Annotated in this window: 12 protein-coding genes and 1 pseudogene; 5 read left to right on the plus strand and 8 right to left on the minus strand. The window is 47.1% G+C overall.

Annotated features, from left to right (window positions below; translation table 11 throughout):
- Positions 1-216 precede the first annotated feature (216 nt).
- Positions 217-1,416, plus strand: a complete 1,200-nt coding sequence (locus tag H6G03_RS35455) for a pentapeptide repeat-containing protein (protein ID WP_190475335.1) — start codon at positions 217-219, stop codon at positions 1,414-1,416.
- A 153-nt stretch (positions 1,417-1,569) separates the two neighbouring features.
- Here the strand turns inward: H6G03_RS35455 and H6G03_RS35460 are convergent, their stop codons facing one another.
- Positions 1,570-1,902, minus strand: coding sequence for an STAS domain-containing protein (locus H6G03_RS35460; protein WP_190475337.1), 333 nt, complete (start codon positions 1,900-1,902; stop codon positions 1,570-1,572).
- Positions 1,903-2,297: 395 nt separating this feature from the next.
- On the opposite strand from H6G03_RS35460, the gene cbiD reads away from it, so the two are divergent.
- Together cbiD and guaA are read left to right on the plus strand one after the other, a co-directional pair.
- Positions 2,298-3,488, plus strand: a complete 1,191-nt coding sequence (cbiD, locus tag H6G03_RS35465; protein WP_190475340.1) for a cobalt-precorrin-5B (C(1))-methyltransferase CbiD — start codon at positions 2,298-2,300, stop codon at positions 3,486-3,488.
- 421 nt (positions 3,489-3,909) lie between these two features.
- A complete protein-coding gene (gene guaA / locus H6G03_RS35470) occupies positions 3,910-5,517 on the plus strand; it encodes a glutamine-hydrolyzing GMP synthase (protein WP_322112032.1) in 1,608 nt (535 codons plus the stop codon).
- Positions 5,518-5,766: 249 nt separating this feature from the next.
- On the opposite strand, the gene H6G03_RS35475 is transcribed toward guaA, so the two are convergent.
- Positions 5,767-6,693 (minus strand): cation diffusion facilitator family transporter, encoded by a 927-nt coding sequence (locus tag H6G03_RS35475; RefSeq protein ID WP_190475342.1) that lies wholly within the window; start codon positions 6,691-6,693, stop codon positions 5,767-5,769.
- Between the two features lie 239 nt (positions 6,694-6,932).
- Between H6G03_RS35475 and H6G03_RS35480 the strand changes: the two genes are divergently transcribed.
- Positions 6,933-7,289 (plus strand): hypothetical protein, encoded by a 357-nt coding sequence (locus tag H6G03_RS35480; protein WP_190475344.1) that lies wholly within the window; start codon positions 6,933-6,935, stop codon positions 7,287-7,289.
- 157 nt (positions 7,290-7,446) lie between these two features.
- Entirely contained in the window at positions 7,447-7,839 is a 393-nt protein-coding gene (locus H6G03_RS35485; protein WP_190475346.1) for a hypothetical protein, read from the plus strand.
- Between the two features lie 43 nt (positions 7,840-7,882).
- On the opposite strand, the gene H6G03_RS35490 is transcribed toward H6G03_RS35485, so the two are convergent.
- From H6G03_RS35490 to H6G03_RS38530, 6 genes and pseudogenes are all read right to left on the minus strand, one after another.
- Complete coding sequence (locus H6G03_RS35490; RefSeq protein WP_190475348.1) at positions 7,883-8,026, minus strand: hypothetical protein; 144 nt, start codon at positions 8,024-8,026, stop codon at positions 7,883-7,885.
- 209 nt (positions 8,027-8,235) lie between these two features.
- Complete coding sequence (locus H6G03_RS35495; RefSeq protein ID WP_190475350.1) at positions 8,236-8,475, minus strand: DUF4327 family protein; 240 nt, start codon at positions 8,473-8,475, stop codon at positions 8,236-8,238.
- Positions 8,476-8,859: 384 nt separating this feature from the next.
- Positions 8,860-10,458: a glycoside hydrolase family 3 protein gene (locus H6G03_RS35500; RefSeq protein ID WP_255512312.1), complete on the minus strand. Its 1,599-nt coding sequence runs from the start codon at positions 10,456-10,458 to the stop codon at positions 8,860-8,862.
- Positions 10,455-10,892 (minus strand): 30S ribosome-binding factor RbfA, encoded by a 438-nt coding sequence (gene rbfA / locus H6G03_RS35505; protein ID WP_190475352.1) that lies wholly within the window; start codon positions 10,890-10,892, stop codon positions 10,455-10,457. Before rbfA ends, H6G03_RS35500 begins: the two co-directional genes overlap by 4 nt.
- Before the next feature lie 52 nt (positions 10,893-10,944).
- Entirely contained in the window at positions 10,945-11,151 is a 207-nt protein-coding gene (locus H6G03_RS35510; RefSeq protein WP_190475354.1) for a DUF751 family protein, read from the minus strand.
- 184 nt (positions 11,152-11,335) lie between these two features.
- Positions 11,336-11,441, minus strand: a pseudogene (locus tag H6G03_RS38530) (RNA-guided endonuclease InsQ/TnpB family protein); the annotation flags it as partial.

The following is an 11,441-nucleotide window of genomic DNA, read 5'->3' on the forward strand; positions in this document are numbered from 1 at the left end:
GGGATGCCAATGCCTCAATCAATTTGGAAAATGCGCCGCCCAACAAAGTAAGGTTGGCTAAACCTGAACTAAACGCCTGCGGACAAGAAGGTGCCGACACCCTTGGTCGAAACAGGAAGTAGACAGCGTTGTCCGATTATATCTGGCAATGTATAAGTTCTACGTAGCAGTAGATATGAAACGCAAATACGCACAGAAAAATAGGGGTTGAGTAGCATGGCAAACGAGCAACAGTTGGCTTTGCTCAAAGAAGGGGTAGATGTGTGGAATGAATGGAGGCAAAATAATCCGCAAATACGACCCGATCTGAGTGAGGCGGAACTGGAACAGCACGATCTTGGTGGGATCAACCTGATGGAGGCAAATCTGCGCTCTTGCAATCTCAGCAGTGCTAACTTAATGGGGGCAAATTTGCGCTTTTGCGACCTGAGCAGTGCCAATCTCAGTCAGGCGTACCTAAGCAATGCTGATTTCTTTGAGGCGAATCTTTGCGAAGCAAATCTCAGCGAAGCTTATTTGTTCGAGGCGAATTTGAGCCGGGTAAACCTAAATGGGGCCGATCTGCAATGGGCATACCTGGGTCAGGCAGACTTGTCCGGAACCTACACGATCGAGGCTAACCTGAGCGAGGCAGATTTACGGGGAGCGTACTTACTGGGCACAAATCTCAGCGATGCTAACCTACAAAGAGCAAACTTGAGCGGGGCAGACTTACAAGCAGCTGATTTGCGTCGGGCAAATTTGGACGGAGCAAACCTGATGGGAGCAAGGTTGCTGAAGACGAATTTTGAGGATGCAAAGTTGACAAATTGTGCAATATATGGTATATCCTGTTGGGAATTAAACTTGCAAGGTGCAAAACAGTCGAATTTGGCGATCGCTCCTCCAGGGGAAACAGCGATCGTTGTAGATAATCTGGAGCTGGCTCAGTTTATTTATTTGCTGCTCAATCAAAAGAAAATCCGCCAACTGATCGATTCTTCTCCCTCGGAAGTAGTGTTGGTACTGGGTAGCTTCCTATCTCAGCAGCGCAAAGATATTCTGGAAGCAATTCAAGATCGCCTTCGCCTTCACTGCTATTTGCCAGTAGTATTCGCTCTAGACTCTTCCACAAATCGCGACATTGCAGATACTATCTCCTGTCTGGCTAAAATGGCTCGGTTTATCCTTGTTGACTTGACCGAAGCCAAAAATATTCCCCAGCAATTGCAGGATATTCTGCCTCAACTAGAGCGCGTGCCGGTGCAGCCTTTCGTGCAGGCAAAAGCTGGGGAATACCCTATTTTTGAGAACTCTCAACTATCTTGGCTACTCCCAACCTATCGGTATCGCGACTTGAAGGATCTGATCGATTACCTGCAAGAAAAGACGATCCCGATCGTCGAAGTGAAGGCAGAAAAATTAATAAAAGATTAAAAAAACGACTGGCCTCATCTACTGCCAAGCAGATGAGGCTAGTATAGTTAGCAAAAAAGATTCAGCCCGATCCCGTAGCGTCAACCGAATGATGATTTGTGTAAGTCGATCTGACAGCGACACCGCGTCTGTCGTCTTGCCAGGGATCGCTCGCTACACATACTGGCGAACGCACGCAGCTTCAACAGCTGCCTGAGTTCCTACATCCATAAATCGCAAGGATAGCGTCTTACCCAAAGACGCGGCTCTTTTCAGCCCAGAAATCAGACTGTTAACTCCCTCTGCTTCCACGTTGTCTACCCATAACAGATCGACAACTACAGTGTCAGATGTTAATTCCAGAGCTTGTTCTAGCGCCTTTGTGAAAGCTGGGCAGCTCATATTATCGAGACAGCCATTCGGTCTCAGCACAACGGTGCGGGGCCGTCCAGTTTCTGTTGTGTTGACTAGATGAGGAAAGTTAGCGAAGTCCATGAGGGGTTCCATTGGAAGCTCCAGGACGTAGTGGTGGAAATTCAGGCGTCGGGTTGGGAGCCTCGCAAATCATACTTTTGATGCTCTCATTCCCTAGAGAGTAAGGAATTCTTGGGCTCAGATTGCCTTTTCAAATTTTTGTAAGGACGAAGCTTTAAATGCGTTGCCCGTACAGTTTGACATTCTGATTTGTCTAGTATTTCAACTAGCACCTCAAGAGTAAATCGGCGGAAAGCCTTACCTTACTCTTATAGGGTGAAGCAAAACTGTGTTTCTTGGTTTGCGATCGGTCACCGTAAACCTATGATTTAAATCACACCGATGCGGGCATGAAGCTTAGGAAGCAGCAAAGACCGCTCTCACCCATCAGCAATCCAAAATCCTTGCATCCAAAATCTAAAATTGACATGACTTTAACCCGTTCTGGATATACCTTGCCTGTGTTTGCCTGTGCTGGTGCGATCGCCGCCCTGCTATGGTTAAAGGAGCGCAAATCTGTTCCATCGGTGTCAGTAGATTTGATCGAACCCAGCCAAATCGTAGAAATCCCGATAGAGCAGGTAAGCGGAATCAATGAGGGGGAAGCTTTGGCAATTACGCGCAGCGATCCAGGCGATAACCTCGACCTTACTCGCAACACACCGATCTGGACACTGGTGGAATTTTGTCAGGAAGCAGAAGAGCAGATTGTCATCAAAGGCGGTGAAGGAATTGGGCGAATAGTTGATGCTAGTGGAGAAGCTGCAATATACAGATATGCCAAACGACTGTTGCGCCAAAACCTAGAGCCTCTGCTAGAACTGGAGTCAAAAATTCAGGTGACGATCGTTTTACCGGAAGGGAGATCTCTGGCAAAACGTACCTCTAACGCAGCTTTTGGGGTCGTCGATGGACTTTCCTTGTTGGGTACTACAGGTATTTCCGAGCCTTTGAGTGCGCCCGGTCATTTGGAAACTGCCCTTGCGGAATTACGAGAAAAAGCCGGCAAATTAAGCCCAGAGCGCGAAGAAAATGGGGAAAATACTTCTTCTTACACTCAAGAGTCTTCAATTTTGGTTTTTTGTGTGGGAGAAAACGGTTTAGACTTAGCTCGACAACTGGATATTCCACCAGAGAGGCTGGTCAAAACCGCCAACTGGTTGGGGCCAATGTTAGTAGAGGCGATCGTTCAGGGCGTTAAAGGAATTTTATTATTTGGCTACCACGGTAAGCTGATTAAATTGGCTGGTGGCATTTTTCACACTCACCATCATCTTGCTGACGGACGCTTGGAAATTCTTACCGCTCACTGCGCCCAAGTGGGTTTACCGACACCCGCCTTACAAAAGGTATTTACTAGCGCAACAGCTGAAGACGCTTTGAAATATCTGCGCGATTTGGATGCCCAAAGCGCCAGCAATTGGGTCAATTTAGTTTATAGTTCGATCGCCCTCGCAATCGATAAGCGATCCCAAGCTTACATTCGCACTCACACCGAAAAAAATGTTTGCGTGGGATCGGTTTTGTTTGACCGCGATCGTCAGATCTTTGTCAAAAGTGAAATGGGTTATGCCTTGCTGTCTGCATTGCTGGGTCTTCATACGGCGATCTGCAATTAGTCATGTTAAGTAGTGGGCAGAATTAAACTGTGAGAAATGCTTAATAGTTAATTACCGATCGTCGCTCACTGCTGATAACCAAAAAGAAAAGTAATCAGCGCAGTTCAGTATGGAAAAGCTTCACTCATTTTGTAGTTAAGTCTATATTTTTATAGACACCCAAGCTGGGTTTGAGGGATAATTTGGAATGCCTGACAAAGGTCACTCAGGTCAAATCTGAGATGATAACTAAATTTCAGTCAGGCAATTAAAGTTAACCCAAGCAGTCCTCAACACCGAGAGGTAATAGGAGATCGGATGTGTAGCCATCCATTGAGGTTTTACCTCAAGCAAGCTAAGACCGAGATATTTGTCTGTGGTTTTAGTAGCTATAAATAGATATATTGGGACATTATTAAGCTCTCTTTTTTGGATTTATTCAGTGACACTCCAGACATCTCAACCGCTCCCTACCGAATCTTTGGCACAGTTGGATCGCCAGATAATTATAATTCTGGATTTTGGCTCTCAGTACTCCGAGTTAATCGCTCGCCGGATTCGGGAAACTCAAGTTTATTCAGAGGTCATTTCTTATCGCACTACTGTCGAACAGCTACAAGAGATTAATCCAAAGGGGATAATCCTATCTGGAGGCCCCAACTCGGTTTATGATGCAGGGGCACCCCATTGCGATCGCCGCATTTGGGATTTAGGCATTCCCATTCTGGGTGTTTGCTACGGGATGCAACTGATGGTGCAACAGCTGGGTGGGGAAGTAACGCGAGCCGAGCGGGGCGAGTATGGCAAAGCGTCGCTTTTGATTGACGATCCCACGGATTTGCTCACCAATGTGGAAGATGCTACAACGATGTGGATGAGCCACGGCGACTCTTGTACCCTCCTGCCATCGGGTTTTGAAATCCTCGCTCATACAGAAAATACTCCCTGTGCGGCGATCGCCGATCATGAGAAAAAGCTCTACGGCGTGCAGTTCCATCCGGAAGTGGTTCATTCGGTTGGCGGTCAGGCTTTAATCCGCAACTTTGTGTATCACATTTGCGACTGCGAACCGACCTGGACTACTGCGGCTTTTGTTGAGCAAGCAGTACGAGAAGTTCGAGGTAAGGTTGGCGATAAGCGGGTATTGCTGGCTCTTTCCGGCGGCGTTGATTCTTCCACGCTGGCGTTTTTGATGCACAAGGCGATCGGCGATCGATTAACTTGTATGTTCATCGACCAAGGCTTCATGCGTAAACATGAGCCTGAGCGTCTGTTGAAGCTGTTTCAAGAACAATTCCACATTCCGGTGGAGTACGTCAATGCCAGAGATCGTTTTTTGGCGGCGATCGCTGGAGTTAGCGATCCGGAAGAAAAACGTCGCCGCATCGGTCACGAATTTATCCGCGTTTTTGAAGAAGAATCAAGACGCCTCGGCCCCTTCGATTATCTGGCCCAAGGCACCCTTTACCCGGATGTGATCGAATCAGCAGATACTAACGTTGACCCCAAAACCGGGGAACGGGTAGCTGTGAAAATTAAAAGCCATCACAATGTCGGTGGTTTGCCGAAAGACCTGCGTTTTAAGCTGGTAGAGCCTTTGCGGAAATTGTTCAAGGATGAAGTTCGCAAGGTCGGTCGTTCGATCGGCTTACCAGAAGAAATTGTACAGCGTCATCCTTTCCCTGGCCCCGGATTGGCTATTCGCATTCTGGGCGAAGTCACGGCAGAAAAACTGGATATTCTGCGGGATGCTGACTTGATCGTGCGCCAGGAAATCAACCGCCAGGGAATGTACGGCCATTTGTGGCAAGCTTTTGCTGTTCTGTTACCGATCCGCAGTGTAGGGGTGATGGGAGATCAGCGCACCTATGCTTATCCGATCGTCTTGCGCTTTGTCAAAAGCGAAGATGGGATGACGGCTGACTGGGCGCGAGTGCCTTACGATTTGTTGGAAACTATCTCTACCCGCATTGTCAACGAAGTCCCTGGGGTAAATCGCGTGGTCTACGATGTTACCTCTAAACCGCCCGGAACGATCGAGTGGGAGTGAGATCGAATCTGCTTCGATTACCCAGCTTATTCATTCGTAGGGAGTGGGGGAGTGGGAAGAATTAATATTTTTCCTTTTTTCATCTCCCTTTTCCCTTTTCCCTCTCCCTCTTCTTTTTGACTTTTGACTTTTAACTTTTGACTTTCTCTGGGCTCATTTCGGGTGGGTAATTTCTTAACTTTTTGTGGAAAAACTGCACAATATCTGTGGAAAAGTGGGTGTTGCTGTGGAAAACTACCTGTAATTTTATTAACGATCGTAAGTGATCCGATCCGATTTGTAGGTAGGCGGTTCGACGTGAATTAAGACTCTTACCGGGCTAAACCGTTCTGCCAGACGCGCTTCTACTTCTTCGGTAATTCGATGGGCTCCTTCCACATCTTGGGCGCTCACAATCAGGTGCATTTCGATAAACACTTGTCGTCCTACGACTCCTCTGGAAGCAATTTCGTGGCAGTTGATGACTCCCGGAACTTGCATAGCGATCGTATGAATAGCCTCCGGTGCGATCGCCATTTCATCCACCAACCACGGTAGATTTTCTTTCAACACCGACCAACCGCTGCGAAAAACTAACAAAGCCACTGGAAAAGACAAAATCACATCCAACCACTGAAGTGCGGGCAGATTTAAAACCCCTGCTTGCCAAACGCCTATCAAACCCAAAAGAACGGTAATCGTTACCCAAACATCGCTCATGGTATGCTGGGCGTCTGCAATTAGAATCGGGCTGCCGACTCGTATCCCGACATTACGCTCGTAGAATGTGACAAAAATATTGATGCCCAGAACAATCAGCAGTATCCACAGTTCGGGTGCCGATATTTTGATTGATTGCAAACCGTGTTGAAAGCCTTCGATCGTTCGTTCTATTGCACCTTTAAGAATTTCAAAGCAGGCGACGCCCAAGAAGGCAGCTATTCCCAATGCCCCCAGAGCATCAAATTTCTGGTGTCCGTAAGGGTGGTCGCGGTCTGGTTGCGGAGAAGCCAAGCGGCTGGCAACCAGTCCCAATACGTTGTTGGCGCTGTCGGTGACGCTGTGTAGCGCGTCTGCCAACAAGCTCAGGGAACCAGTCCACCACCCTACACTTGCTTTGATCGCCATTACTACTAAGTTAAGTAGTAGAGTGATCAGCAAAACTTTTCGCACTTCAGAGCGGTTATCTAAAACCATGACCCTATTGCTTCTCTATGAAAATTATCTCGCCTCCAGTGTAGATCTCAACAGGAACAGGAGAGTTAAAAACCTTGCCTTATCAGCATTTTAGTTGTATTTAACACCTATAATTACTTTTGGTTGTTGACATTATTTTTAATTAATAGCAAGTGCTTTGCTTGATTTGATGGGCAACCCCTTCCGTAAAGCGACCATATCTCTTAGCATTAATAGCAGTATGTAAAGATTAATTGCTAATGTCATCTTCTCAACTCAGACTTAACCTGGGAGATGGTTCTGTTTCCTTTAGCTTCACACCAGAAGCGGCGCGGGAACTACAAGGTGCGATCGCCCAGTTGATGGAGCGCTTGAAAGCAGTTAGCGCTCAAGCGACTGGCGGCGGTGGCGGTAAAGCCAGTCCCCAGAAACCGATGGAGTACCGATACGCTGGTGAAGTGTTTCTGGAAATGTTCTGCAACCCCAACATCTGGCCCAGTCCCTTTGCCGCCAAAGTCTTAATCACGCTTCGGGACGATCGGATTCGTCTGAGTACCGAAGCCGAACTGACTCGCATTACCGAGGACATCAACGTTTATCTGGAACAGTTTGGTTGAGTGCTACTACATACCTGTAAAAATAATTTACAAATTTGGCTGTGAGCGCTCAATACTGTAAACTAAAAACGACTGCGGCACACGGTAAAGCAGCTGTTGCGGCTTCAAGATCCTTGTGTTGCTGTTTGCAAACGCCTGTTCCGAGATGAACTTGCCGATGAACTCAGATAACCCGATTGAGCTACTGCAAACAGGATTTCGCGTCTCTCTGGGCGCAGCCGCTTCCCTGATTGAAAGTGTGACGGACTCTCAAAAGCGAGAGGAAATTATTTCTAAAGTTAGTAAGTCCGAGTTTGGCCAACTAACTGATGAGTGGGCTAAAAAAGGGGAACTAACTGAGCAGGAGGCTCGCAATTTCGTTGAATCCCTTTTAAATCAAGGCAAAAATCAAACCCCCACTGAGACGGGGGCACAGTCTACAGATCCGAGCGAGATACCTATTTCCCCAGATCCTCCAGAAGTGCAGCAAGAGCTACAGGAACTGACTGCACAAATTGCCGCTATGCGTGCGGAGCTGGAAAGGCTGAGAAATCAAGATTCGCAGTCGTGAATCTTCTATTGCTATTACTCCTTGACAATGGTAAATTTCTATGCTAAAGCAGCAGAGTTTTGAGTTGAGCGCCATTGGCCAGAACCCAAAACGACAAAATTTTTAATTTTTGTGAAGTTGCGAATAACCAGCCAGAGGCGATCGCCTCTGGCTGGTTCATCAGTTTTATGTTTGGATATTGAGACATTCTCCAAGTGCTAACAGACTTAATCTGCGGTTACATTCCGCTTTGGTCTAATAGAACAAAAGTTAATTAAGGGTATCTGAGGGCAGATAGCCTAACCGAGTTTAAGCAGGCTTCAGCCTTCCGACAGATTTTGTTAAAAGTCACCGACAACAGATAAGGTATCTAGCCGAGAGCCGATCGGGCAAGAAAGACTAGAGCCCGCTTTGACTTCAATCGTTCTGCCATTCTTCGCGACCCATTAAATCGGCAATCCGATCCCTAAGTAAGTAGTTACTCTTCTCCAACTCGCACTCTACCCAAGCCCATTCACGGGCAGGAATATATTGGCAGAGGGTGTAGATGGGTTGCTGACGGCTAACAACTCCTTTATACACGAGACGACGCGCTTCTTCTTTGATTACATCCAGAGAGTATTGAACCGATATCGCGGACACCACGTTTACGCTCATTGTATTCACTCTTAAAGTATTCAGAAATTGTTGGTCGGAGAGTAGATAGTTTGTAGCTCTATATACTAAACTCTTTTCATTTTTACGCTATCTGCTCCTCTATTATATTAACAAATGTTTCAAAAGTCATCAAACCTTGACTTTTTTCCGGAGTAAATTTACAGGTGTTTGCCACTATTGATTTTCCTGGCAATCCTATGGCAGTGGGTTTAGGATTGGTAAACATGGGGTAATGCCCACATTAAGCCACGTTAAGCAGGTATCCCAGAAGCCTTTCTAATGCTGCCATACGCGGAATGGGAGTTCTAAAAATATCCTGATGGAGAACTCCCTCTTCAGAGGGATAACGAAATAAAAAATTAAATTTTTATAAAGAAAATAGTTTTAGATACCAAATAATGCTTCCAGAGAGATCGCTTGTGCTGCTGAAATCTGCCCAAATGAGTAGACGCAAGGTATATCTGGTGGGAGATATTGTAAAAACTTATTTTTAATATAAGGACTACCGTAAACTACCAAAGCTTGCAATTCACCAGTTTTTAATAAATTGTTAAACCAATCCTCTGCAATTTCGGTTAATCCGGCACTTCCCCGAAAGGGATTGCCACGCATAAAGACTTGTAACAGAGTCGGCTGAGGACGATCGGAAGTAGAGATTGGCGTATGGCCATCGCATAACTGAGTTGTGTATCCTCTCCCTTGGGGTATAGCGATCGCGGGTGCTTGGCGATCGAGGAATTTACAGTCTAGCAGATTGTCAACAACTATTAAGTTACGTAAATTGATTAAGTTTTCTTTGGGCAAAGGTACAGAACCAAAAACTTGACAGCTGTCGCGTAAGATGGCATTGACCGTAGTGAGTGCGGCGGGACTGGCCAGTTGGTGCAGGAAGTTGGCGGGAGAGAAATTCTCGTTTCCATCTGTCTGAGTTTGGGACGAGAAAACTTTGGACTTTGCTTGCCAGATACGTTCCACAGAGGCCCGAATCCGTTCCGGAGAGATACGTCCGGAATTGACCGCATCGCAGATCGCGGCGATCGCACCTTCCGGGTCTAATGGCATAAGTAGAATATCGACACCCGCTTCCACTGCCAAAACCGATGCTTCGTTCACACCGTAATCATTGGCAATCGCACCCATCACCAAAGCATCTGTGACGATTAAACCTGCAAAACCGAGATTTTGGCGCAGCTGACCAGTCAAAATAGAGGGAGACAGAGTTGCGGGTAACTTGTTATCCCAACTGGGGATCAGCAAGTGAGCGCTCATTACCGTATCCACCCCAGCCGCAATCGCAGCCGCAAAAGGCGGTAGTTCAACTTCGGCTAGCCGTGCGGGGGAGTGAGGAATTACAGGTAATTCTAAATGCGAATCTACAGCAGTATCGCCGTGTCCGGGAAAATGTTTGGCCGTGCTTAAGACGGGATAGCGTTGCGTACCTTTGATATAAGCAGACGCCAGTTGAGAGACGACGGCGGGTGTTTCGCCAAAAGCGCGAATATTGATCACCGGATTATCGGGATTGTTGTTAACATCCACAATAGGAGCTAAAACCCAGTTAATGCCGATCGCAAGTGCTTCTTGGGCAGTGATGGCTCCCATTTCCTCAGCATAATGTTGAGCGAGGTTGGGATCTTTTTCCGCAATTGCACCTATTGCCATCAGTGGCGGAAACCATGTAGCCGCAGAAAAGCGCTGTCCGACACCTTCTTCGATATCGGCAGCTACGAGTAAGGGGATTTTGGCCCAGCTTTGCAGTTGTTGCGATCGCAATGCCAATTCCGCCGCACTACCCCCCAGCAAGATTACACCACCCACGCCCAGATTACTTATGAAATGCTGTAACTTAGCTGCGGGTGGTTCCCATTGAGGATACTTGATTTGATGGTCGAACAGATAACCGGAGGCGCGTACTACCACCATTTGGGCTACCTGTTCTGCCAGGGAAAGTGTATCTATATCGGGTAATTGAGAAGATTTCAAGTTTCTTCCTCTTCCTCCACCGATACTATATTATCCTTGCGATCGTGGCGATCGTTCTCCTCTGGGAGAGGGTGGTCGCGCCGTTCTTGCTCAATCCGGTTGAGCAGAGATAAGATGCGATCGCCTCGTTCTAGGGATTTATCTTCCACAAACACGACTTCCGGCGTCCGACGCAAACGCACGCGATGACCGAGTTCCCGACGAACATAACCTGTCGCCGCCTTTAACCCTGCCATTGTTTCTACTTTTGCTTCCGGAGTGCCATAGATACTGACAAATATCTTGGCGTGCTGAAGGTCTCCCGAAACATCCACATCCGTCACACTGACCATACCTGCGCCCACGCGGTCATCTTTGATGCCGCTAAGCAGCATTTGGCTGACTTCGCGCTGTATTAGTGCAGCAACGCGGGAAACCCGACGATCTGTAGCCATAACAATACCCTGCCTTTTTGGCAGTAATGAATCATGCCTCTCACCATCGTAACTAAACCGGGCTTAAACCCAGCATCGCTCTCAGGGTCAGGGCAACAAAAATTAAGCCTGCAATAAAAAAGCTAACGAGGGCGATCGCTGTTACCGGACGCCTAAATAGCGGTGCTAACCAGCCGAACAGGAAGAAGAATACGCCTGTTATCACGGTAACAAAGTACGTGCAATAGCGATATACGTTTTGCCAAAATCCATCCAACATCTGTATAAAGAGGTGTTAAGCGCGACTGCATCTTAACTGGTAACATTTGTGGGTCAGTTCGACAAGTCCATCTTTGCTTCCGGTACGTTTTAGGTACGTTGTTGCGCTTTAGCGCCCCCACCTATAGGGGCGTTAGGGAAGCCTGGTCCCGTAGCGCTATAGCATTTTTTCTCGGAAAATGCCCTTTATATTCAACTGAACGGACATTCTTTTTGAAGCGAGGGAATCCTTTTTTACCAGGAATTTGCTTTTTACAATTATCATAAAACCGCTTGATGCTTGCCCATGCT

The organism is Aerosakkonema funiforme FACHB-1375, from assembly GCF_014696265.1.
Classification (GTDB): Bacteria; Cyanobacteriota; Cyanobacteriia; order Cyanobacteriales; family Aerosakkonemataceae; genus Aerosakkonema; species Aerosakkonema funiforme_A.

Excerpts from the sequence above, each read along its gene's own strand:
- H6G03_RS35495 (WP_190475350.1), bottom strand. The coding sequence starts at position 8,475 with ATGAGCGTAAACGTGGTGTCCGCGATATCGGTTCAATACTCTCTGGAT.
- H6G03_RS35460 (WP_190475337.1), bottom strand. The coding sequence starts at position 1,902 with ATGGAACCCCTCATGGACTTCGCTAACTTTCCTCATCTAGTCAACACA.
- H6G03_RS35455 (WP_190475335.1), top strand. The coding sequence starts at position 217 with ATGGCAAACGAGCAACAGTTGGCTTTGCTCAAAGAAGGGGTAGATGTG.
- H6G03_RS35480 (WP_190475344.1), top strand. The coding sequence starts at position 6,933 with ATGTCATCTTCTCAACTCAGACTTAACCTGGGAGATGGTTCTGTTTCC.
- rbfA (WP_190475352.1), bottom strand. The coding sequence starts at position 10,892 with ATGGCTACAGATCGTCGGGTTTCCCGCGTTGCTGCACTAATACAGCGC.
- H6G03_RS35490 (WP_190475348.1), bottom strand. The coding sequence starts at position 8,026 with ATGTCTCAATATCCAAACATAAAACTGATGAACCAGCCAGAGGCGATC.
- H6G03_RS35485 (WP_190475346.1), top strand. The coding sequence starts at position 7,447 with ATGAACTCAGATAACCCGATTGAGCTACTGCAAACAGGATTTCGCGTC.
- H6G03_RS35510 (WP_190475354.1), bottom strand. The coding sequence starts at position 11,151 with ATGTTGGATGGATTTTGGCAAAACGTATATCGCTATTGCACGTACTTT.
- H6G03_RS35475 (WP_190475342.1), bottom strand. The coding sequence starts at position 6,693 with ATGGTTTTAGATAACCGCTCTGAAGTGCGAAAAGTTTTGCTGATCACT.
- cbiD (WP_190475340.1), top strand. The coding sequence starts at position 2,298 with ATGACTTTAACCCGTTCTGGATATACCTTGCCTGTGTTTGCCTGTGCT.